General features: G+C 62.0%; 20 protein-coding genes and 1 pseudogene. 6 read left to right on the forward strand and 15 right to left on the reverse strand.

Translation table 11 applies throughout. The features are described 5' to 3' along the window. The 10 genes and pseudogenes from ACTG19_RS13565 to argS form a co-directional block, all read right to left on the reverse strand. Entirely contained in the window at positions 1–1,110 is a 1,110-nt protein-coding gene (locus tag ACTG19_RS13565) for an ABC transporter permease (RefSeq protein WP_113740188.1), read from the reverse strand. Further along, positions 1,107–1,928: an ABC transporter ATP-binding protein gene (locus ACTG19_RS13570; RefSeq protein WP_439989166.1), complete on the reverse strand. Its 822-nt coding sequence runs from the start codon at positions 1,926–1,928 to the stop codon at positions 1,107–1,109. Before ACTG19_RS13570 ends, ACTG19_RS13565 begins: the two co-directional genes overlap by 4 nt. Next, complete coding sequence (locus tag ACTG19_RS13575) at positions 1,883–2,875, reverse strand: ABC transporter ATP-binding protein (RefSeq protein ID WP_439989167.1); 993 nt, start codon at positions 2,873–2,875, stop codon at positions 1,883–1,885. Before ACTG19_RS13575 ends, ACTG19_RS13570 begins: the two co-directional genes overlap by 46 nt. After that, positions 2,872–3,840: a secretion protein HlyD gene (gene hlyD, locus ACTG19_RS13580; RefSeq protein ID WP_113740186.1), complete on the reverse strand. Its 969-nt coding sequence runs from the start codon at positions 3,838–3,840 to the stop codon at positions 2,872–2,874. The genes ACTG19_RS13575 and hlyD overlap by 4 nt, the downstream gene beginning before the upstream one ends. After that, the gene (locus ACTG19_RS13585; RefSeq protein ID WP_113740185.1) at positions 3,837–4,478 is read right to left on the reverse strand and encodes a TetR/AcrR family transcriptional regulator; all 642 of its coding nucleotides are present in this window, start codon (positions 4,476–4,478) and stop codon (positions 3,837–3,839) included. The genes hlyD and ACTG19_RS13585 overlap by 4 nt, the downstream gene beginning before the upstream one ends. 145 nt (positions 4,479–4,623) lie before the next feature. Further along, positions 4,624–4,968, reverse strand: coding sequence for a hypothetical protein (locus ACTG19_RS13590; protein WP_113740184.1), 345 nt, complete (start codon positions 4,966–4,968; stop codon positions 4,624–4,626). Between the two features lie 142 nt (positions 4,969–5,110). Continuing rightward, positions 5,111–6,438: pseudogene (gene hslU, locus ACTG19_RS13595) on the reverse strand (HslU--HslV peptidase ATPase subunit). Between the two features lie 77 nt (positions 6,439–6,515). Further along, positions 6,516–7,049, reverse strand: coding sequence for an ATP-dependent protease subunit HslV (hslV, locus tag ACTG19_RS13600; protein WP_005342555.1), 534 nt, complete (start codon positions 7,047–7,049; stop codon positions 6,516–6,518). Between the two features lie 217 nt (positions 7,050–7,266). Further along, positions 7,267–8,112: an SPOR domain-containing protein gene (locus ACTG19_RS13605; protein WP_005340771.1), complete on the reverse strand. Its 846-nt coding sequence runs from the start codon at positions 8,110–8,112 to the stop codon at positions 7,267–7,269. 3 nt (positions 8,113–8,115) lie between these two features. Continuing rightward, on the reverse strand, positions 8,116–9,861 hold the full coding sequence (gene argS, locus ACTG19_RS13610; RefSeq protein ID WP_005355547.1) for an arginine--tRNA ligase: 1,746 nt from the start codon (positions 9,859–9,861) through the stop codon (positions 8,116–8,118). 310 nt (positions 9,862–10,171) lie between these two features. Here argS and ACTG19_RS13615 point away from each other — a divergent pair, with 310 nt between their 5' ends. The 3 genes from ACTG19_RS13615 (at position 10,172) to ACTG19_RS13625 (ending at position 12,136) form a co-directional block, all read left to right on the forward strand. After that, a complete protein-coding gene (locus ACTG19_RS13615) occupies positions 10,172–10,738 on the forward strand; it encodes an LON peptidase substrate-binding domain-containing protein (RefSeq protein ID WP_101530424.1) in 567 nt (188 codons plus the stop codon). 140 nt (positions 10,739–10,878) lie between these two features. Beyond that, positions 10,879–11,448: a sigma-70 family RNA polymerase sigma factor gene (locus tag ACTG19_RS13620; RefSeq protein WP_058056409.1), complete on the forward strand. Its 570-nt coding sequence runs from the start codon at positions 10,879–10,881 to the stop codon at positions 11,446–11,448. Beyond that, positions 11,441–12,136, forward strand: coding sequence for a ChrR family anti-sigma-E factor (locus ACTG19_RS13625; RefSeq protein WP_255911619.1), 696 nt, complete (start codon positions 11,441–11,443; stop codon positions 12,134–12,136). The genes ACTG19_RS13620 and ACTG19_RS13625 overlap by 8 nt, the downstream gene beginning before the upstream one ends. A gap of 66 nt (positions 12,137–12,202) precedes the next feature. Here ACTG19_RS13625 and bacA read toward each other — a convergent pair whose 3' ends face one another. The 5 genes from bacA to galE form a co-directional block, all read right to left on the reverse strand. Then, positions 12,203–13,018, reverse strand: a complete 816-nt coding sequence (gene bacA / locus ACTG19_RS13630; RefSeq protein WP_439989168.1) for an undecaprenyl-diphosphate phosphatase — start codon at positions 13,016–13,018, stop codon at positions 12,203–12,205. Between the two features lie 114 nt (positions 13,019–13,132). Next, positions 13,133–14,122, reverse strand: coding sequence for a galactose-1-epimerase (galM, locus tag ACTG19_RS13635; protein ID WP_439989169.1), 990 nt, complete (start codon positions 14,120–14,122; stop codon positions 13,133–13,135). Next, positions 14,119–15,267: a galactokinase gene (galK, locus tag ACTG19_RS13640; protein WP_439989170.1), complete on the reverse strand. Its 1,149-nt coding sequence runs from the start codon at positions 15,265–15,267 to the stop codon at positions 14,119–14,121. The genes galM and galK overlap by 4 nt, the downstream gene beginning before the upstream one ends. Further along, the gene (locus ACTG19_RS13645) at positions 15,264–16,322 is read right to left on the reverse strand and encodes a UDP-glucose--hexose-1-phosphate uridylyltransferase (RefSeq protein WP_439989171.1); all 1,059 of its coding nucleotides are present in this window, start codon (positions 16,320–16,322) and stop codon (positions 15,264–15,266) included. The genes galK and ACTG19_RS13645 overlap by 4 nt, the downstream gene beginning before the upstream one ends. A gap of 60 nt (positions 16,323–16,382) precedes the next feature. After that, a complete protein-coding gene (gene galE, locus ACTG19_RS13650; protein ID WP_439989172.1) occupies positions 16,383–17,396 on the reverse strand; it encodes a UDP-glucose 4-epimerase GalE in 1,014 nt (337 codons plus the stop codon). 201 nt (positions 17,397–17,597) lie between these two features. Between galE and ACTG19_RS13655 the strand changes: the two genes are divergently transcribed. The 3 genes from ACTG19_RS13655 to mglB all read left to right on the forward strand — a co-directional run bounded on the left by ACTG19_RS13655 (position 17,598) and on the right by mglB (position 23,117). Beyond that, positions 17,598–18,605 carry a substrate-binding domain-containing protein gene (locus ACTG19_RS13655; protein WP_110304264.1) on the forward strand — a complete coding sequence of 336 codons (1,008 nt, stop codon included), beginning with the start codon at positions 17,598–17,600 and terminating at the stop codon, positions 18,603–18,605. A gap of 189 nt (positions 18,606–18,794) precedes the next feature. After that, positions 18,795–21,854 carry a beta-galactosidase gene (locus ACTG19_RS13660; protein WP_439989173.1) on the forward strand — a complete coding sequence of 1,020 codons (3,060 nt, stop codon included), beginning with the start codon at positions 18,795–18,797 and terminating at the stop codon, positions 21,852–21,854. A gap of 276 nt (positions 21,855–22,130) precedes the next feature. After that, positions 22,131–23,117 carry a galactose/glucose ABC transporter substrate-binding protein MglB gene (gene mglB / locus ACTG19_RS13665; protein ID WP_005340747.1) on the forward strand — a complete coding sequence of 329 codons (987 nt, stop codon included), beginning with the start codon at positions 22,131–22,133 and terminating at the stop codon, positions 23,115–23,117. The last annotated feature ends 19 nt before the right edge of the window (positions 23,118–23,136 follow it).

Raw genomic sequence — 23,136 nt, forward strand, 5'->3', positions numbered from 1 at the left:
TTACTCCAGAGTGCGCCGCGTCTTGCGGGCGGTCAGGGCCAGCCAGAAACCGGCCAGCAGCAGCAGACAGAAACCGTTGACCAGCAGGATCGAGAAGACGCTGCCCGCCTGATAGAGGGTCTGCAGCGAGCTCGCGAAGTAACGGGCCGGAATGAGGTGAGTGATGGCCCGAAGCCAAGGCGGCATGCTGGCGATCTCGAACACGAAGCCCGACAGCATCACCGCGGGCAGAAAGGCGGCGATCAGCGCTGCCTGCGCGGCATTGAACTGGCTGCGCATCACGGTGGAGAGGAACAGCCCGAGTCCGAGCGCGCTGCCGAGAAAGACGCTGGTGACCAGAAAGAGCAGCAGCAGGGAGCCGCGCCATGGCACGCCCATCACCGCCACCGAGAAGAGCAGGCAGAGCAGCATGGCGATGATGCCAAGGCCATAGTAGGGCAGCAGCTTGGAGAGCAGCAGCTCCCCCTTGGTGACCGGGGTGGCGAGCAGCGCCTCCATGGTGCCGCGCTCCCACTCCCGCGCCACCACCAGCGAGGTGAGCAGGGCGCCTATGATGGTCATCACCACCGCAATGGAGCCCGGCACCAGAAAGTTGCGGCTCACCAGCGCCGGATTGAACCAGGCGCGGCTCTCTATCGACACCTGCATGGCGACCCCCTCGCCAGCGAGCCACCCCTGCCAGATCCCCTGCACATAGTTGGTGACGAAGTTGGCGGTGTTGGGCTCGGAGCCGTCGGTCAGCAGCAGTGCCTGCGGCGTGCCATTGCCCTGACCGGCCATAGTGCGGGAGAAGTCGTCATCGATCACCAGCAGGCCGCGGATCTCGCCACGGGCCAGACTGGCGAGCAGGGACTCCTTGCTCGGCCCGCTGTGGATCTCCAGTGCGGTAGAGCCGCGCAGGGTTTGCTCCAGCCGCACCGCCGGGGCGCCGCTATCGGTACGCCAGATGCCGAGACGCAGATGGTCCACATCCAGATTAATGGCGTAACCCATCACTACCAGCAGTACCACCGGCATGATGAAGGCGATGAGGATGCTGCTCGGGTCACGGACGATTTGCAGCGTCTCCTTGCGGCAGAGGGCCAGCAGTCGCCGACGGTTGATACTCATGCGTCCTCCTCGCTGGCCCGCTCGACCAGGGTGATAAAGGCCTCTTCCATTGTTGGCAAAGAACAGGTCGGCAAGGAGCCGGTTGGCAGAGAAGTCGCCGCCTCTTTGGCGGCCAGCCCCTTGAGATCGTCCGGAGTGCCGAGCGCCAGCAGCTTGCCGCGATAGATGAGGGCGATGCGGTCGCAATACTCCGCCTCATCCATAAAGTGGGTGGTGACCAGCACGGTGACGCCGTGGTCGGCCAGCGCGTTGATGTGCGACCAGAACTCGCGCCGGGTTACCGGATCGACCCCGGAGGTGGGCTCGTCGAGAAACAGCAGCGGCGGTTCGTGCAGCAGGGCGCAGGCGAGTGAAAGACGCTGGCGCAGGCCGAGCGGTAGGGATTCCGCCTTCTGATCGAGCCAGGGGGTGAGGGCAAAAGCGGTCACCATGGCGTCGATCCGCGTCTGCTGGTGGCGGCCGAACAGGCCGTAGATACCGGCGAAGAAGGAGAGGTTCTGCGCCACGGTGAGCTGCTTGTAGAGGGAGAACTTCTGCGCCATGTAACCGAGGCGCTGACGTGCCGCCGAGGGGCTGTGGGCCAGATCGATGCCGGTCACCAGCGCCTGTCCCTCGCTCGGGCGCAGCAGGCCGCACTCCATCTTGAAGGTGGTGGACTTGCCCGCCCCGTTGGGGCCGAGCAGGCCGAAGATTTCGCCGCGGCGCACCGCAAAGCTGACATCATCGGTGGCGGCAAAATCGCCGAACCGCTTGGTGAGGTGGCGCGCTTCGATCACCGCCTCGGGGGAGACCCCCTGCGGCAGTTCTGCTTCGCGCATCCCGGCCGCCAGACTCGACTCTCCGCCGGGACCGCCGCCGAGCAGGTCGATAAAGGCATCCTCCAGCCGGGCTGGGCCGGTTGAAAAGCGCCGTTGGCGAGATGCAGCTCCGCCAGCGGTGGGGGTGTCATGCCCGGGTGCAGCAGCAGGCGAACCCGCTCCCCTGCCACCGCGCCATCCATCACCGCCGGGTGAGCCAGTGCCCGGCGCAGCAGGGCGCGCCGCTCGCGGCCATCCAGTTGCCCCGCCTCCAGCAGCCAGCAGCGGCTGGCCATGGCCCCCATCAGATCGGCTGGCGTGCCGCTGGTACGCACCTCGCCATCTGCCATCAGCAGCACGTGGTCGCACAGCTCCGCCTCATCGAGATAGGCGGTACTCCAGAGTACCGTCATCCCTCCCTTGGCCAGCTCGCGCACCATCTGCCAGAGGGCGCGGCGGGAGATGGGATCGACCCCGACCCCCGGTTCGTCGAGCAGCAGCACATCCGGGGTGCCGAGCAGGGCGCAGGCTAGCCCGAGTTTTTGTTTCATCCCGCCAGAGAGCTTGCCCGCAGGCCGCGCGGTGAAGCGGGCAAGATCGGTGAAGGCGAGCAGCCGCGCGAAGGTGGGTGTGCGTTCGGGCTCCAGTACGCCGCGCAAGTCAGCGTAGAGGGTGAGGTTCTCCAGCACGCTGAGATCCTCGTAGAGGCCGAACTGCTGGGGCATGTAGCCGAGGCGCTGGCGCAGCAGATCCCCCTCGCTTACCGGATCCAGCCCCAGCACCCGGATGGTGCCCGCTTCCGGGATCAGCAGACCGGCCAGCAGGCGTAGCAAAGTGCTCTTGCCGGCGCCGTCGGGGCCGACCAGCCCGGTGATGCCGCCAGCCGGAATGGTGGCCGAGATGGCGTTGAGGGCGACCCGCTCGCCAAAGCGTTTGGTGAGCCCCTCAAGGGAGATGGCGCAGCTCATGGCGCCAGCCTGACGGTGACCGGCATCCCTTGGCGCAGGGCCGGGTCGGGGTCCTGCACCACGATACGCAGCCGGTAGACGAGGTGAGTGCGCAAGTCAGGCGTCTCCACCGATTTCGGGGTGAACTCGGCGGTCGGCGAGACAAATCCCACCACCCCGTGATAGGGCTGATCCGGCCGCGAGTCGGTGGTGAGGGTCACTTTGGCGCCGCTCGGGAAGTGGCCGAGCCAGGGCTCCTCCACATAGGCGCGCACCCAGACTGGCGCGGTCAGGGAGAGGTTGAAGGCGGTCGCTCCACTCTGCACCATGCTGCCGTTCTCGATGGCGCGACTGATGATGATGCCGTCGCTGGGGGCGGTCAGGTTGGCATCTGCCAGCGCCAGTTCGGCACTGGCGAGCGCCGCTTTGGCCCCTTCCAGTTGGGCATCGGACTGGGCAATTTCCTCCGGGCGGTAGCCGGTTTCGAGCTGGGCGAGCTGTTCGCGGGCGGAGCGCACCTGCGCCTGGGTCTGATCCCGCTGGGAGCGGGCGGTATCGAGCTGACCGCGTGAGATGGCGCCGGTGGCTGCCAATGCGCTCTGGCGGCGCCACTGCTGGTCGGCCTCCAGCGCAGCGGCTTCGGCGGCGGCCAGTGCGGCCCGGGCTCGGTCGGTCTCTTCGCTGCGATAGCCTTTGTGGATCAAGGCGTTGGCGGCAGTGAGCGCGGCCAGATTGGCGCAGGCGCTGTCGCGGCTGTGGGTGAGGGGAACCGGATCGAGGCGGGCCAGCAGTTGACCGGCTTTTATCCTATCCCCCTCATCGACCAGCACCTGATCGACGCGGCCGCCGACCCGAAAGGCCAGATTGACGTCGCGAATATCGACATTGCCGTAGAGGATGGAGCCGTCGGCGGGGCGCCCCTGCCACCAGAGGTAGCCGCCGATAACGGTTAGCAGCAGGGCTGCGATGGCAATGCGTTGCTTCATGCCGCGTCTCCTTCTTTCATATCGCTGGGGCGCAGGCCGCGCAGTGCCCATACCAGCCGCTGTCTGGCAGCCTCGGGGTTGTCTATCTGGCTGAGAAAGGGGGCGGCCTGTTCGGGCAACCAGCCGAGCTGACGACCGCTGCCGGCGATCACCAGCGGCAGACCGACCGACCCCATGATGAAGATCATCAGCTGGAGCGGGTGGCCCGTGACCAGCGACCCTTCCGTCTGTGCCTTGCGCACCTGTTCGATCAGCAGCAGGGGATGGCGGCGCGGCAGGCTGAGCAGAAAGCGCTGGGCCGCCCCTTCGCCTGCCAGTGCATCGCCAAACAGGTGGTTGATAAAGCCGCGCTGGCGCGCAACCAGCCCGATCAGCGCCTCCATGGTGGCCTCGAACATGGCAATGGCAGAGGGGTAGGAGCCTTTGGCTGCCACCGCCTTGAGCTCGTCATAGAGGGGGGCATACCAGAGCTCGACCAGCTCGTCGATAAAGGCGTCGCGGTTGCCGAAGTGGTAGACGAAGGAGCCGAGGTTCACCTCTGCCGCCGCCGCCAGCTCGCGCACCGTCAGGCCGCGCAGCCCCTTCTCGGTGGCGATGGCGAGGCCGGTATCGAGCAGTTTCTGCCGGGTTGGATTCATCTTTCTGGTTCCTGTTGCACAGATTGTGATCTGATTTATACGTATGTATAAATCAATTGCACAGAAGTAGACAGATCTTTTTTTGAGCGAATTTCAGCGGAGATGAAAAGGACGCCTCCACATAGGGAGGCGTCCATGATGTCGCTTATTGGCTGGTGTCCCAGTCAGGAAACTCGAGATACCAAGTGTCGTGGGTATTGCCGACAATAGAACCACGTTTACCGATCTTTTTTCTTAATGTAGCGATGCAAGTAGATTCAAAATCCAAGCTGTATCTTCTTTGCCGAGATATTGAGTCAAGCCATTGCCAATCGCTGCTGCCTGGATTGATGCTCAGGCGAATTTTTTGTCCTGAGCCTCCGAGTTGGATTACTCCGCCACCCTGTGATCTGCTCAAAATAAGTGGCACAAGGGGGCCGTCCTCATGGATCTCAATGAAATCAATCTGACGACCATTCACTGTCACAATATCCGGTTCACGTTCAGTCATTGGCATGCTCCATTAGATAGAAAAACCAATAATATCAGTGCTTTAGTTGACAGTCTCGTCAATGGCTGGAGAGGGTGGTTAGGGGCTTAAAATGCAAAACGCCCCCATTTCTGGAGGCGTTTTTTTACAAACAGAACTGCGCTTACAGAATAAAGCGGCTCAGATCTTCATCCTCGACAAGCGCACCGAGGTGGGCGTTGACGTAGTCGGTGTCGATGACAAAGGTCTCGCCGGACTTCTCGGAGGCGTCATAGGAGATATCTTCCATCAGGCGCTCCATCACGGTGTGCAGACGACGGGCACCGATGTTCTCGGTACGCTCGTTGACCTGCCAGGCCGCTTCGGCCAGACGGCGGATGCCATCCTTGGTGAACTCGATGTTGACCCCTTCGGTGGCCATCAGCGCCTTGTACTGATCGGTCAGCGAGGCGTTCGGTTCGGTCAGGATGCGCTCGAAGTCATCTGTGGTCAGGGCGGTCAGCTCGACGCGGATCGGCAGACGGCCCTGCAGCTCGGGGATGAGGTCGGACGGCTTGGCGATCTGGAAGGCGCCGGAGGCGACAAACAGGATATGGTCGGTCTTGACCATGCCGTGCTTGGTGTTGACGGTGCAACCTTCAACCAGCGGCAGCAGGTCGCGCTGTACCCCTTCACGGGAGACATCGGGGCCCGAGCTCTCACCGCGCTTGCAGATCTTGTCGATCTCGTCGAGGAAGACGATGCCGTTGTTCTCGACCGCAGCGATCGCTTTCTGCTTCAGCTCTTCCGGATTGACCAGGCGGGCCGCTTCCTCTTCGATCAGCGCCTTCATGGCCTCTTTGACCTTGATCTTGCGCTTCTTCTTCTGGTTCTGGCCCAGATTCTGGAACAGCCCCTGCAGCTGGTTGGCCATCTCTTCCATGCCCGGCGGGGTCATGATTTCGACGCCCATCGGGGAGGCGGAGAGCTCCAGCTCGATCTCCTTGTCATCCAGCTGACCTTCCCGCAGTTTCTTGCGGAAGATCTGGCGGGTGTTGGAGTTGTCGGCTTCTCTTCCTCACCCCAGGTGTTGCGGGGGTTGGGCAGCAGGGCGTCGAGGATGCGCTCTTCGGCGGCTTCCTCGGCGCGGTATTTCATCTTCTCCATCTCGGTTTCGCGCACCAGCTTGATGGCGGCATCGGTCAGATCGCGGATGATGCTGTCCACTTCCTTGCCGACATAGCCCACTTCGGTGAACTTGGTCGCTTCCACCTTGATGAAGGGGGCGTTGGCCAGCTTGGCCAGACGACGGGCGATCTCGGTTTTGCCGACACCGGTCGGGCCGATCATCAGGATGTTCTTCGGGGTCACTTCATGGCGCATCTCTTCGTTGAGCTGCATCCGGCGCCAGCGGTTGCGCAGGGCAACGGCAACGGCGCGCTTGGCATCGGCCTGACCAATGATGTGTCTGTCCAGCTCGTGGACGATTTCTCTCGGGGTCATCTCGGACATGATGGTGTTCCTGTATCCGGGGCGGGCAGTGCCCACCCCTTGGGAAATTGGGTTGGCTGGCGCCTTATTTGGCGGCCTTACTTGGCAGCGTAGTCCAGCACTTCGATGGTGTGGTTGCCGTTGGTGAAGACGCAGATGTCGCCCGCAATCTTGAGGGACTTCTCGACAATGGTCCTGGCATCCAGCTCGGTGTTTTCCAGCAGCGCGATGGCGGCGGATTGGGCGAAGTTGCCACCGCTGCCGATGGCGATGAGATCGTGCTCCGGCTGCACCACGTCACCGTTGCCGGTGATGATGAAGGATTTGTGTTCGTCGGCCACGGCCAGCAGCGCTTCAAGGCGGCGCAGGGCGCGATCGGTGCGCCAATCTTTGGCCAGCGCCACGGCGGCGCGCTCCAGATTACCCTGATGGGCCTGCAGTTTTGCTTCGAAACGTTCGAGCAGTGTGAAGGCGTCGGCGGTACCGCCAGCGAAACCGGCCAGCACCTTGCCGTTATAGAGGCGATGAACCTTGCGGGCGTTGCCCTTCATGACGGTGTTGCCAAGAGAGACCTGGCCATCGCCACCGATGACGACCTGACCGTTGCGGCGAACTGAAACTATGGTAGTCACTTTACTTACCTCGCTTGAGCCGAATGACGGCCTGACTGTGCATGGCAAGAAAGATGGGGATGGCAAACGGGCTTTTCAACCCTGCCCTTGGTCGGGATAAACGGGGTAGTAAAGAGCGTGGGTGCGAGTGACACCAAAAGAAGTGACACCAAAAGAAGTGACACCAAAAGAACAGGGCCGGGTGTTGCCACCCGGCCCTGCGTCATCGGTAAGCGGATTACCCTTTCTTGGGAATGCAGCCGCTGATGCCGGAGCTCTGCAGCTTGCTGTTGGCCGCGTCGGCGGCCGCCTTGCCGTTGAAGGGGCCCACCATCACCTTGTAGACGGTGCCGTTGGCGCCATTGATCACCTGCAGGCTGGAAGAGAGGCCGGCGGTGAAGGCGATACGCGCCTTGAGCGACTCTGCGGAATCCTGCGAGCGCAGGGCGGCGCACTGCATCATATAGCGACCGCTGTCGGCGGCTGCGGTCTGGGCTGGCGGAGTGGCCGCTTTGGCCTTGGCCGCTTCGGCCCGCTCCCGTTCCAGCTCGGCGCGGATCTCCCGCTCCATCCGTTCCCGTTCGGCCTTGCGGTCGATCACCTGCTCTTGCGCGCTGGCAACCGGTGCACCGGAGGTGGAAGGGGTGGTCGCCGGATTGGGCTGATAGGGCTTGGGCTGGCCGATGGGCGTTCCCGGTTGGGGAATGTCGGTCGGCACCGGCTGCGGCAGTTTTTCCGGCTGCAGGGTCATGGTATCTGCCGGCGGTGGCGGCAGCACACCCGGCTGGGTCGGCGGCTCTATGATATCGACCTGCTTGTTCTCAAGCCGTTCGATGTAGCTCCACTTCTCCTGAGGCAGCCCGTTATTCTGCGCTTTTGGCTTGTTGGCTTTTACCTGCTCCTCAATGGTGGGGGCGTCGTTGCCCTTGCCATTGATCATGTAGAGGAAGCCACCAAAGCCTGCCAGCAGTGCCACGACCAGCAGCACTGGAATAACAGGAAAGCGGCGAGGGGCCGCTTTCTTGGTATTGCGGCCACCCGCCCGACGTCGCGGGCGGCTGCCGACATAATCCCGGGTTGCCATCTATTACATGCGCTCCAGGGTATGGATGCCCAGTACGCCGAGGCCCAGTTTCAGCACCTTGGCGGTGGCGGCACACAGCAGCAGACGGCTCTGACGGGTCGCTTCGTCCACGCCATCCTTGTTGATCGGGCAGGCTTCATAGAAGGTCATGAAGTTGCCGGACAACTCGTACAGGTAGGTACAGAGCAGGTGCGGCATGCCTTTGTCGGCCACGCCGTTGACCGCGTCGGAGAACTGGATCAGCTTCTGGGCCAGCACCTCTTCGGCCTCTTCGTTCAGGGTCACGTTGCCGGTCAGCGTCTCGGCATCGATGTTGGCCTTGCGGAAGATGGACTGGATACGGGTATAGGCGTACTGCAGGTAAGGGGCAGTGTTGCCTTCAAACGACAGCATCAGATCCCAGTCGAAGATGTAGTCGGTAGTGCGGTTCTTGGAGAGATCCGCATACTTGACCGCGCCCATGGCGATGGCGTTGACCACGTTGGCCTTCTCTTCGGCAGAGAGGTCGCTGTTGCGGCTTTCCAGCAGGGCAGCGGCGCGCTCTTCGGCTTCGTTCAGCAGGTCAACCAGCTTGACGGTGCCACCAGAGCGGGTCTTGTAGGGACGACCATCCTTGCCCAGCATCATGCCGAAAGCGTGGTGCTCAAGCGGTACGGATTCCGGCACATAGCCCGCCTTGCGGGTGATGGTCCAGGCCTGCATCAGGTGCTGGTGCTGACGGGAGTCGATGAAGTACATGACACGGTCGGCGCCCAGGGTCTCATAACGGTATTTGGCACAGGCGATGTCGGTGGTGGTGTAGAGGAAACCGCCATCGCTCTTCTGGATGATGACGCCCATGGCCTCGCCATCCTTGTTCTTGAACTCGTCCAGGAAGACAACGGTGGCGCCTTCGCTCTCGACCGCCAGCCCCTTGGCTTTCAGGTCTGCCACGATCTCCGGCAGCATGTCGTTGTACATGGACTCGCCCATGATGTCCTTGTTGGTCAGGGAGACATTCAGGCGGTCGTAGTTGATCTGGTTCTGTTCCATGGTCATGTCGACCAGCTTCTTCCACATGGTACGGCAGTACTCATCGCCGCCCTGCAGCTTGACCACGTAGTTACGGGCGCGCTCGGCGAAGGCTTCGTCTTCGTCGTAGCAACGCTTGGCCTGGGTGTAGAAGGCTTCCAGATCCTTGAGCGCCATGTCGCTGGCGTGCTCGTTGGACATCTTTTCCAGATAGGCGATCAGCATGCCGAACTGGGTGCCCCAGTCACCGATGTGGTTGGCACGGATCACTTTGTGGCCGAGGAATTCCAGCGCGCGCGCAGCCACGTCACCGAGTACGGTGGAGCGGATGTGGTGCACCGCCATCTCTTTGGCCACGTTGGGGGCGGAGTAGTCCACCACCACGGTTTGTGGAGCGGGCAACCGTACGTTGGCGTTGGCAGAGGTCACCATGGCCTCGACCTGACCGGCCAGCCAGCGCTGGTCGAAGAAGAAGTTGATGAAGCCGGGACCGGCGATCTCGACCTTGGCGATCAGGTCGGAGGCGGGCAGGTGCTCGATGATGGCCGCCGCCAGCTCACGGGGATTCTTGCGGGCCGGTTTGGCCAGCAGCATGGCCAGGTTGGTAGCCAGGTCGCCGTGAGCTTTTTCCTTGCATCGGTCTACTTGCACGCGGGCTTCCAGGTCCGCCGGCAGGACGCCTGCTGACTTGAGATTGGCTACCGTTTGTTCAAGTAGATGATGAATATGCTCTTTCATAACTGACCACCAAGGTTGCGCGTCGAAAAATGACTGATATATAAGGGCGTGAATTTTACCCGCATCGGCCCGAGAAAACTATAGGGATGACCCGCCGCTCGCTGTCGGGCGGATATTTCACTGCGTTTAGCGCCATATTCCAGAATATTGGGCGGAAATTACGGTGCTTATCCATTTCTACTGCATATCGAAGCGGCTTGTCCAGGCTATTTTCCCCTGATTGTTAAGGGTTTTTCCTTTCCGATGACGGGAATGATCTCCTCCCTCTGGCCCGGCGTATCAACAGAGGTTCCCAACCGAGGAGTTTGCGATGCGACTGGCGCTGTTTCCCCTATCTGCCCACCTGCTGCCCGGCGGCGTCATGCCGCTGCGGATCTTCGAACCGAGATACCAGCGGATGATCGCAGAGGCGGGGGAGTCCGGCTTTGCCCTCTGCATGGTGGACCCTCGCCAGCCCGACGCCCTGCGCAACATGCTGCCCATCGCCACCCGGGTCACCATCATCGATTTCGACCGGCTGCCGGACGGCATGCTGGGGATCACGGTGCAGGGGATGGAGCGGGTGCAGATAGAGGATCTGTGGCAGGAGCAGGATGGCCTGCGTATCGGCGAGGTGACGCCGCTGACGGCCTGGCCGCCCCGCCGGCTCCATCCCGATCAGCAACCGCTGGTCGAGGCATTGCGGGAGGTGTTTGCCGACTATCCAGACTATGCCGCCCTCTATCCCGCCCCCCGCTGGGACGATGGTAACTGGGTGGCCCAGCGCTGGCTGGAGGTGCTGCCGATCCCCCCTGAACAGAAACAACTGCTGCTGGCCGCCGCCGACAATCAGCCCGCCATCGCCTTACTAAAGGGGGTACTGGTGGCCAGCCACTGATTTTTTCTGACCCGCTGATCCGCCAGCGCCGCAGCGCCGTACAAGTCATTACCACAGCATGTTCGACAGCACACCAAAGGGATGGCGCAATGGCATATACTGGCCAACCACACTCGACCATACGCAGGACCTCGCCCGTGATGGATAACCCGGATGGCGACCTCAAATCTCTGCTGATCAGGGTGGCAGAGCAGGCCGACAAGGCTGCTTTTGCTCGCCTGTTCCAACACTTTGCGCCGCGCATTCGCAGCTACGGGCTGCGCCATCTCGGCAGCGAGGCCAACGCCATGGAGCTGGTGCAGGAGACCATGCTGCTGGTGTGGCAGAAGGCACGCCTCTACCACCCCGAGAAGGGGGCGCCGGCCACCTGGATCTACACCGTGATGCGCAACCAGTGCTTCGACATGCTGCGCCGTCGTCGCGCCAGCAAGGAGGATCTCTGTGCCGAGGAGCTGTGGCCCGTGCTGGAGTTTCAGGCCGAAGAGGAGCATCTGAGCGGGGGGGAGGATGCGGTGCTGACCCGTCAGATGGCCCACTATCTGGGCACCCTGCCGGAGCCGCAACAGCAGGTGGTGCGCGGCATCTATCTGCAGGAGTTCTCCCAGCAAGAGCTGGCGGAGCGACTCGGCGTGCCGCTCGGTACCATCAAGTCCCGCCTCAGACTGGCGTTACAGAAACTGAAAGAGCAAGTGGAGCAAGGCCATGATTAAAGCCCATCCGACCGACCCTATGCTGCGTGCCTTCGCCGCCGATGAGCTCCCTCTGCCGCTGGCGGTAGGGCTCTCCGCCCACTGTGAACTCTGCCCCGATTGTGCTGCACGACTGAAGACATTCGAAGAGGAGCTGGCGCAGCAATATCTTGCCTCGCCAGCAGAGCCCGAGCTGGCCTCCCGCGATGAAGTGGGACTGGACGCCGGATTCGACGCCATGCTGGCGGATATTCTGGCCCAGCCGCTTGCAGAGCCCCTCTCCGAGCCAACACATGACCAACCCCGAGCCCAGCCCGGAGAGCTGGAGGTAGCCGGTCACGCCTACCGTTTGCCACGGGTGCTGGCCCGTTATCGTTCGCCCAAGTGGCGCCATATCGGGGCTATTCGTCAGCATAGTTTGCCGCTGGACGAGATGGGGGCGCGCGCCAGTTTGCTCCATATCGAAGCGGGCGGCCGCATCCCTGAGCACACCCATCAGGGCTATGAGCTGACCTTGCTGCTGGCTGGCAATATTCAGGATGGCGATACCCTTTACAAGGCGGGAGATTTCATCTGGCGCGATGCCAGCCACTCCCACAGCCCGCACACGCCGGATGGCTGCCTTTGCTACACGGTGCAGGATGCGCCGGTGCAGTTTACCAAGGGGCTGTCGCGGCTGCTGAACGGCATCAGCCAGCACCTCTACTGAGCACCATGACGCCATAGAAAAAGGGACCAAGTTGGTCCCTTTTGTCATTTCATGGCTGGCTGCCGGTCAGGCGACAAACACCAGATAGACGGCGAATGCCACGACAAAGCGGTAGATGGCGAACGGGATAAAGTCGATGCGGCGGATCAATGTCAGGAAGGTCTTGATCGCAAACATCGCCACCACGAAGGCGGTGATAAAGCCCACTGCAAACATCGGGAAGTCGGCCATCGAGAGGAAATCGCGGCTCTTGTAGAGATCAAGCCCGCTGGCCGCCACCATCATGGGCACCGCCATGATGAAGGAGAACTCGGCGGCTGCGTGACGACTGATCCCCATCAGCATGCCACCACTGATGGTGGCGCCGGAGCGGGAGAAGCCGGGCCACAGGGCCAGACACTGGAACAGACCGATGCCAAACGCCTGCTTGTAGCTGATGTCATCCAGGGTTTCAGCTGTGACGGCCGGGCGGAACTTCTCGGCGATGATCAGCAGGATGCCGCCCGCAACTAGCGCGTACATGACGGTCTGCGGACCAAACAGGTTGGCCTTGATCCAGCTGTGGATGGCCAGACCGACCACGATGGCGGGCATCATGCCGAGGATGACGTGCACCAGCGACAGGGTGGCGTGATCCCGGGACGGCTTCTGGCCAAAGTGGATGCCAATCAGGCCAAACAGGCGACGCCAGAAGACGGCGACCACGGCGAGGATGGAGCCAAGCTGGATCACCACTTCGAAAGTGGCAGCCTTGGGCCCTTCAAAGCCCAGCAGATGGCCGACGATAATCATGTGGCCGGTGGAGGAGACGGGGAGGAACTCGGTCAGCCCCTCGACGACGCCCAGAATAAAGGCGACCAGCAGGCTATAAGTGTCAGTCATCGAACAAACAATCCTTAACTTCGTTGATGTAAAACGCCCCGGGAGGGTCTCGGGGCGGCTTATCTTGCTCGATAGTGACTGCTGAGGCTATGTAAAAATCATGAAACCTTTAAGTCAGTCGCGGATAAAACGGTAGCGGGTCTGGTGGTAATAACGCCCGCCCGGCAGCAGCCAGGGGTTGCCCAGCTCGGGGCGATTGGGGCTGTCCGGTAGCTGTTGCGCCTCAAGACAGAAGCCGTCGTGATCCCGGTGCGACTGGCCGCTACGGTTCGGGGTATTGGCCAGCCAGTTTCCGGTGTAGAACTGTAGCGAGGGCTGGTTGGTATAGACCTCCATCGCCAGCTGCTTGTCGCCAGAGACTATCCGAGCGGCCCATTCTGATGTCGGGCCGTTGAGCACAAAGGCGTGATCGTACCCCTTGGCCTGTTGCTGCTGGGGATGGCTCAGCCAATCCTGTCCGACAAGGCGCTCGCGGCGCAGATCGAACGGCCCCTCCACCGGAGTGATGGCGATCGGCAAACCGCTCGGGTCGGTCGGCAGGAAGTGGTCGGCATTGATGCTGATGAGGTGGTCACGGACATCGTCGCCATCGGTTTGCCCATCGAGATTGAAGTAGGCGTGGCTGGTGAGGCTGACCGGAGTTGTGGCATCCGTGCTGGCGATGAAATCCACCACCAGATCGCTCTGCTCCAGCCGGTACTCCAGGGTGACCCGCAGATTGCCGGGAAAGCCCTGATCCCCCGTTCGGGAGAGCAGCGCCAGCTTGACCCGATCCGCTTCCAGCTCCTTGATTTGCCACTGCTGGCGATGAAATCCCGCCTGCCCGCCATGCAGGCAGTTGGGTGCCTGATTGGCATCCAGCGACCAGCGCTCGCCATCGCGTAGCAGTTCGGCGCCGCCGATGCGGTTGGCAAAACGCCCCGCCACAGCGCCCAGCCACACCTGCTGGGCGGGATAGGTGTCGTCGGCACAGCCCAGCAGCACTTCACGCCGTTTGCCCGCCACCGGCAGGGTGAGGGAGGTGAGGGTGGCGCCGAAATCGAGGCCGCGCAGCCGCAGCCCCTCCTCGTTTTCCAGTTCGAATGGCGTCATGGTGCTGCTCATAGCTTGCCTGCACCGGCGCTGGCAGAGCAGACGTAGCAGTCGGCCTTGAGGCCCGAGATGGCCGGATACTCCGCTTCGACGGCGGCAATCACCTCGGCCACCTTCTCGGGGCGCAACAGGGCGACCACGCAGCCGCCGAAGCCGCCGCCGGTCATCCGCACGCCGCCATCTGTGCCGATTTTAGCCTTGATGATCTCCACTAGACCGTCGATGGCGGGCACTGTGATCTCGAAGTCATCGCGCATGGCGGCGTGCGACTCGGCCATCAGCTCGCCGAGGCGGGTCAGGTCGTGGCTCGCCAGCGCATCGGCGGCCGCCAGGGTGCGGGCATTTTCCCCAACGATGTGGCGGGCACGGCGATAGCAGGCCTCATCCAGCCCGGCTTTGCCCGCTTCCAGTCCGGCCAGATCGAGATCGCGCAGCGCCTTGACCCCGTAGTGATGGGCGGCCGCTTCGCACTGCTGGCGGCGGGTGTTGTATTCGCTGTCCACCAGACCGCGGCGCACATTGGAGTTGACGATCAGCACAGCCAGATCCGCTGGCATGGGGATGAGGCGAGTCTCCAGCGAGCGACAGTCGAGCAGCAGGGCGTGGTCAGTTTTGCCGCTGGCGGAGATCATCTGATCCATGAGGCCGCAGTTGCAGCCGACGAACTTGTTCTCCGCCTGCTGGCCGTTGAGGGCGATCTCGGCCTGGCTGATGTCGAGCCCCAGCGCCTCCTTGAAGGCCTGACCGATGGCCACTTCCAGTGAGGCTGAGGAGGAGAGCCCCGCCCCCTGCGGCACGTTGCCGGAGACCACCAGATCGAGGCCGCGCAGGGTATAGCCGCGCTCCTGCAGATACTTCACCACGCCGCGGATGTAGTCGCTCCAGCGCTGGCTGGGGTGGTGCTCGATGGGCTGGTCGAGGTCGAACTGGTCGCGCTGGTTGTCGTAGTCGGCGGCGATCACCTGTACTTGCCGGTCATCGCGCAGACCGATGGCGACGCAGGTCTCGTAGTCGATGGCGCAGGGCAGCACGAAGCCGTCGTTGTAGTCGGTATGTTCACCGATGAGGTTGACGCGGCCGGGGGCGCGCACCAGCAGATCGGGCGCTTTGGCAAATTGCTCGGCAAAAACGGCGCTGACGCGTTGGCTCGGGGTCATAGGGCCTCCTCATTGGTTTGATTGGTCTGGTTGTAGTGAATGGGGCTCAGAGCGCGCAGCCGCTCGGCAGCCTGCTCCGGAGTCAGGTCGCGCTGGGTTTCGGCCAGCATCTCGAAGCCGACCATGAATTTGCGCACGGTGGCGGAGCGCAGCAGCGGCGGATAGAAGTGGGCATGCAACTGCCACGCCTCGGGGCACTCCGACTTGGGCGGTGCAAAGTGCCAGCCCATGGAGTAGGGGAAGCTGCACTCGAACAGGTTGTCGTAGCGGCTGGTGAGTTCCTTGAGCGCCACCGCCAGATCCTGTTGCTGGGCCTTGGTCAGGTTGAGCATGGAGGGGACGTGCGCTTTGGGCAGCAGCAGGGTTTCGAACGGCCAGGCGGCCCAGAAGGGAACTACGGCGAGCCAGTGTTCGGTCTCCACCACGACGCGCGAGCGATCCGCCAGCTCCCGCTCCACATACTCCAGCAGCATGGGGCGGCCATGCTTGGCCAGCCAGTCACGCTGGTGCTGTTCTTCACGGGCGATCTCGTTGGGCAGGAAGTCGCTGCCCCAGATCTGGCCGTGGGGGTGCGGGTTGGAGCAGCCCATAACGGCGCCTTTGTTTTCAAATACCTGCACCCACTCCCACTGGGCTGACAGCTCGGTGACCTGATCCATCCAGGTGGTGATCACCCCCTCGATGGCGGGCAGCGGCAGCTCGGGCAGGGTCTTGCCGTGATCCGGCGAGAAGCAGATCACCCGGCTGGTGCCGCGGGCGGCTTCCAGTTTCAGCAGGGGATCGCTGGCGCTATCGGCGGCCGGGGTATCCTGCATCAGGGCGGCGAAGTCGTTGGTAAAGACGAAGGTGCCCTTGTAGTCGGGGTTGATGTCGCCGGTGACCCGGGTGTTGCCCGCGCAGAGGAAGCAGTCGGGATCATGTACCTGTTTGGGGGCCTGACTCACTTTCTCCACCTGCCCCTGCCAGGGGCGTTTGGCCCGATGGGGGGAGACCAGCACATACTGGCCGGTCAGCGGGTTGAAGCGGCGATGGGGATGATCGACGGGGTTGAACATCATCTCTCCTGAATAAGGTATTGAAAAATAAGGTCGTCTATTAACAGGGAGCAGGCAGGCCTACTCCTCGTAACCGTTCGGGTTGGCGGATTGCCAGCGCCAGCTGTCGGCGCACATGGCGTCTATGTCCCGGGTTGCCTGCCAGCCCAGCTCGCGCTCGGCCTTGGCCGGATCGGCCCAGCAGGCGGCGATATCGCCCGGGCGACGCGGTTCGATGCGAAACGGCAGCGGCTTGCCGCAGGCATTGGAGAAGGCGGCGACCAGCTGCAATACGCTCTGGCCCTGGCCGGTGCCTAGGTTGTAGGTGTGCACGCCACCCTTGCCGGCGCAGTGTTGCAGTGCCTTGACATGCCCCTCGGCGAGATCCATCACGTGGATGTAGTCGCGCACGCCGGTGCCATCAACAGTTGGGTAATCGTTTCCAAAGACCGACAGGCAGTCGCGACGGCCGATGGCGACCTGAGTGATATAGGGCATCAGATTGTTGGGAATGCCTTGGGGGTCTTCCCCCATGGTGCCCGACTCGTGGGCGCCGACCGGATTGAAGTAGCGCAGCAGGGTCATGCTCCAGTGCGGCTCGGCCAGCTGCAGATCCTCGAGGAGCTCCTCGATGATCAGCTTGGAGCGACCGTAGGGGTTGGTGGCGCTGCGGGGGAAATCCTCGCGGATCGGCAGACTGGCGGGATCGCCGTAGACGGTGGCCGAGGAGCTGAACACCAGATTGTGCACGCCAGCCCGCTTCATCGCCTGCAGCAGGGTGAGGGTGCCACCGAGGTTGTTCTCGTAATAATCCAGTGGAATGCGGGTCGATTCACCGACCGCTTTGAGGGCGGCAAAGTGGATCACCGCATCGATCTGCTGTTCGGCAAAGATCCGGTCCAGCAGGGCTGCATCGCGAATATCCCCTTGATAGAACACGGGTTGCTGGCCGCTGATGGCGGCGACTCGGGCCAGCACGCTGCGCTTGCTGTTGCCGAGGTTGTCGACTACCACGGGATTCATGCCTGCCGCTTGCAGGGCCAGACAGGTGTGGCTGCCGATATATCCGCAGCCGCCGGTGACCAGAACGTTCATCTTGCTCTCCACTGAAAAGTGTCTGGAAGCAGTCTAGCCGAGGGTGTGGCGACCAAACTGTGAGCTTGCTTGCAAAACAGTGTAAACGATTACACTGTTTTTGTGATCATCCTGACGGCAGATATGCGTTTCACCCCTGTTTTCAAAGGGTTTGCTGGGTATAATGGCGCTCTATTGCACAGTGAAAGAAGTGAAAACAGCATGAGCACCATCAAGGATGTCGCCCGTTTGGCCAATGTGTCGGTGGCAACGGTTTCACGGGTGATGAACAACTCCCCCAAGGCCAGCGCTGCGTCTCGCGAAGTGGTGCAGAAGGCAATGGCCGAACTGGGCTACACCCCCAACGCCAACGCGCGGGCACTGGTCAGCCAGACTTGCGACACCATGGGGGTGGTGGTCGGTGACGTGGCCGATCCCTTCTTCGGTGCACTGGTTAAGGGTGTCTCCGGCATCGCCGTCGAGCAGAACCTTCACCTGCTGATGGGTAACGGTTTTCACAAGGCGCGTCAGGAGCGTGAAGCGATCGAGCTACTGATCGGCAAGCGTTGCGAGGCGCTGGTGGTGCACAGCAAGGCGCTGAGCGACGAGGAACTTTACGATTACGCCATGCGGGTGCCCGGTATGGTGCTGATTAACCGCGATATTCCGGCCCTCAGGGGGCGCTGCATCGCCCTCAACAACCGGCTGGGTGCCGCCACGGCGACCCGTCATCTGATCGAGCTGGGCCACCGCCATATCGCCTTTATCAGCTCGGATCACGCCATCGAGGATGCCACCTTGCGTCTGCAAGGTTATCAGGATGGGCTGATGGAGGCGGGTCTGGCAGCCGATCCCGAGCTTATCGAGAGCGGCACACCGAACGAGGAGGGGGGGGAGCGTGCCATGCTCAACCTGCTGGCCAAGGGGCTCAAGGTGACCGCCGTGGTGGCTTATAACGATGCCATGGCGGCGGGCGCCATCTCTGTGCTGGCCGACAACGGCCTGCGAGTGCCGGAGGAGGTCTCGGTAGTGGGCTTCGATGACATCATCTATGCCAGATATTTGCGCCCCAAGCTCTCCACCATGCGCTATCCCATCGAGTTGATGGCGGCCCAGGCGGCCAAGCTGGCCATTCAGCTGGCGGCGGGGGAGAGTGACGCGACCCAGAGCCGGATCTATACCCCCACCCTGATCAATCGCCACTCGGTGGCACCGGTTCGGGCCGGATAGCCCCCTTTTGCGGCCCTGTTCGGGGCCGTTTCTTGCACAGTTATTGTTTTACCTATTTTTAATCATTTTTACTCCGCTTTACTTAACAAAATTAGTGTAATCGTTTACATCTGTGTGAGCGAGATCGCCGTTCCCTGCGTCATACTTCTCTAGACTGAATACGTTTTCCAATCAGCAGGGAGAGAGTGAATGCTCAGGGAGATAGTGGCGCGTCAGGATTGGCAGACTCAGGCCATTACGTCGGTAAACCGGCTGGCTGCCCATACCCCCATGTTCAGCTGGCGCAGCGAAACGGATGCCAGGGGTGATCTGGCTTCTTCCTCCCGTCTCTTGCTCGATGGCGAGTGGCGCTTCTCCTTCTTTGCCGCTCCCGAATTGGTGCCAGAGAGCTGGCTGGCGCAGGATATGGTGGATGCCACTCCCATTACCGTACCGGGTAACTGGCAGCTGGATGCCGCCTATCCAGCTGCGCGGCCGCTCACCGATGGCCCCATCTACACCAATATCAAGTACCCCTTTCCCTGCGATCCGCCCCGGGTGCCGGCAGAGAACCCCACCGGTTGCTACTCCCGCGAGTTCGAACTGTCCGCCGACTGGCTGGCCAGCGGTCAGAGCCGGATCATCTTCGACGGGGTGAGCAGCGCCTTCCACCTCTTCTGCAACGGCCGCTGGGTCGGTTACTCCCAGGACAGCCGCCTGCCCGCCGAATTCGATCTGACTCATTATCTGCAGAGCGGTCGCAACCGGCTGGCGGTGCTGGTGCTGCGCTGGTCCGACGGCTCCTATCTGGAAGATCAGGATATGTGGTGGCTGTCGGGGATCTTTCGCTCCGTCAGCCTGCTGCACAAACCGTCCCGCCATCTGATGGATATGCGGGTGACGCCCGAGCTGGATGCCTGCTATCGGGATGGCCGTCTCAAGATTGCCCTGCAGGTGGCCAATGCGGCCGGTCTGTCGGTGGAGGCCAATCTCTATGACGGTGGCGAGCGGGTCGCGACCCTGCGCCAGCCGATCGGCACCCAAGTCATTGATGAAAAAGGGGCTTATGACGATCGCGCCGAGCTGTGGCTCGATGTAGCTGCGCCGTGCAAGTGGAGCGCCGAGACGCCCCATCTCTATCGCCTTACCCTGACCCTGCTGGACGAACAGGGCCAGGCTATCGAGAGCGAGGCATGTGATGTGGGCTTTCGGGTGGTGGAGATCCGTGGCGGTCTGCTGCGGGTCAATGGTCAGCCGCTGCTTATTCGCGGTGCCAACCGCCATGAACACCACCCCACCAAAGGCTATGCCATCGATTGCGCCACCATGGAGCGGGATCTGCTGCTGATGAAGCGGCACAACTTCAATGCGGTGCGCTGTTCCCACTATCCCAACCACCCCGACTTCTATCGCCTCTGCGATCGACTCGGTCTCTATGTGGTGGACGAGGCGAATCTGGAGACCCACGGCATGACCCCCATGGGGCGGCTGGCGCGGGATCCCGCCTGGAGCAACGCCTTTCTGGAGCGGGCTACCCGCATGGTGGCGCGGGATTTCAACCACCCCTCCATCATCATCTGGTCGCTCGGCAACGAGTCGGGTTACGGCCCAGCCCACGATGCCATGTATGGCTGGATCAAGCGCAGCGACCCGAGCCGTCCGGTGCAGTACGAGGGGGGCGGGGCCGATACTCCGGCGACCGACATCATCTGCCCCATGTATGCCAGAACCCATCAGGATCAACCCTTCCCGGCGGTGCCCAAGTGGGCGCTGGCCAAGTGGATTGGCCTGCCCGGCGAGCACCGGCCGCTGATCCTCTGCGAATATGCCCACGCCATGGGCAACAGCCTGGGGGGCTACGCCCACTACTGGCAGGCGTTTCGCGATCATCCACGCCTGCAAGGCGGGTTTGTCTGGGATTGGGTCGATCAGGGGCTCGACAAATACACCGCCGATGGTCGCCACTACTGGGGCTATGGTGGCGACTTCGGTGATGTGCAAAACGATCGCCAGTTCTGCTGCAACGGCCTGCTGTTCCCGGATCGCACCCCCCATCCAGCCCTGTGCGAGGCAAAGCGTGCCCAGCAGCCGTTCCGCTTCACTCTGCTTGAGCACACCCCGTTGCGGGTGCGGATCGAGAGCGAATACCTGTTCCGCTCCACCGATAACGAGCGGCTCTGCTGGCAACTGTGCGAGAACGGCCATGTGCAGCAGCAGGGGGAGGTTTCCCTCACGCTGGCGCCGCAAGGGGTGATCGAGTTGACCCTGAGCGAGATACTGCCTCCCTTTGCGGCAGGCTCACTGGCCTGGCTCGATCTGGCCATCGTTCAGCCACAGGACACCCTATGGTCGCAGGCGGATCACAAGGTCGCCCGTCAGCAGTTCACTCTGCCGACCCCCCTTGCCCTGCCTGCTCCCGCCGCTGCCGCCACCCTGAGCGAGCAGCCGGATGGCTGGCGGATCACCGCCGCAAACAGCCAGTGGTGGCTCGACAAGCAGAGCGGTCGCATCACCAGTTGGCAAAAATCGGGGCAGGAGCAGCTGCTGGCGCCGATCATGGATCACTTCTACCGCGCGCCGCTCGACAACGACATCGGCACCAGCGAAGCGGATCACGCTGACCCCAACTCCTGGATTGCCCGCTGGCAGGGCTGTGGCCTCGGTCAGTGGCAGCACCACCGTCTGGGGATCGCGGTCGCCGGAGGGGATATCCGGGTCAGTAATGGCTACTTCCACCACGATGAGCTGCTGCTGGTGAGTCACTGGCATCATCGCTTTACCGACGATGGCGCCATGAGCCTGGAGATAGAGACCGAGCTGGCGCAAGCGCTGCCTTCGCTGCCGCGGATCGGTCTGCTGCTCCATCTGGCCGAGGTGCCAGCGCGAGCCGAATGGCTAGGGCGTGGCCCGCACGAAAACTATCCGGATCGCCTGCTGGGCGCCGATCTGGGGCGCTGGAGTTTGCCGCTGGAGGCCATGCACACCCCTTATGTTTTCCCGAGTGACAACGGCTTGCGCTGCGATACTCGTCAGCTGCAGCTGGGCAGCACGACGGTGAGCGGCAGCTTCCATTTCAGTGCCAGCCGCTTCAGTCAGCAACAGCTGGCCGCTGCTCGTCACCAGAGCGATCTGGGGGCCGAAGAGGGGCTGTGGGTCTGCCTCGATGGCGCCCACATGGGGGTGGGCGGTGATGACTCCTGGAGCCAGAGCGTGCGTCCCGAGTATCAACTGCTCGAGCGTCGTTACCGTTGGGGCTGCACTCTCCGCTAATCCAGCTATTGAAGCGACTGTCTAGCCAGTGCGCCATTTTGACAACAGACCAGTAACGACTAGCCTCAATGCTGTGGGAAAGATTGAGTCTCAAATCTGATTTTTATTTATATGTATTTGAAAAATAAATATAAAGTTTCAATGTAACAGAGTGTAAACGTTTTCATTTTGTTGTCATGATCACAGAAGAAATGACAACAAACTGATTACATTGATTGGCGCTTGCTCAATTGCTCGCCACCCTACAACACAGATAGACACATCGGAGCACACATAATGAAAAAACTGACCACAGTTGCCGCCCTGCTGATGGGCATGATGGCTGGAGCCAATGCCCAGGCTGACACCCGTATCGGGGTAACCGTCTACAAGTACGACGACAACTTCATGGCGGTCGTGCGCAAGGCCATCGAGAAGGAGGCGGCAGCCACTCCAGGGGTGGAACTGCTGATGAACGACTCCCAGAACGACCAGTCCAAGCAGAACGACCAGATCGACGTGCTGCTGGCCAAAGGGGTGAAGGCGCTGGCCATCAACCTGGTTGACCCAGCTGCGGCCCCGGTGGTGATCGAGAAGGCCCGCGGTGAAGATATTCCGGTGGTCTTCTACAACAAGGAGCCGAGCGCTACCGATCTGGCCAGCTACGACAAGGCCTACTACGTGGGCACCGACTCCAAGGAGTCAGGGATCATCCAAGGTCAGCTGATTGCCAAACACTGGAAAGCCCATCCGGAGTGGGATCTGAACAAGGATGGCGTGATCCAGTTCGTGTTGCTGAAAGGGGAGCCGGGCCACCCGGATGCCGAAGCTCGCACCTCCTACGTGGTCAAGACCCTGAACGATGGTGGCGTCAAGACTGAACAACTACACATGGATACCGGTATGTGGGATACCGCCATGGCGAAAGACAAGATGGACGCCTGGATCTCCGGCCCCAACGCCAACAAGATCGAAGTGGTCATCGCCAACAACGACGGCATGGCAATGGGTGCAGTCGAGTCACTGAAAGCCCAGGGCAAGACTGCCATTCCGGTATTCGGCGTCGATGCGCTGCCGGAAGCGCTGGCCATGGTCAAGAGCGGTGCCATGGCGGGTACCGTGCTGAACGATGCGGCCAACCAGGCCAAGGCCACCTTCGAGCTGACCAAGAACCTAGCTGAAGGCAAACCGGCCGGTGAAGGCACCAAGTGGAATATCGTCGACAAGGTAGTACGTGTTGCCTACGTCGGTGTGGATAAAGACAACCTGTCCCAATTCGAGTAATTCCCTCCTCCAGGGCAAG

This window comes from Aeromonas sp. 3P (assembly GCF_051919745.1).
Lineage (GTDB): Bacteria > Pseudomonadota > Gammaproteobacteria > Enterobacterales > Aeromonadaceae > Aeromonas > Aeromonas veronii.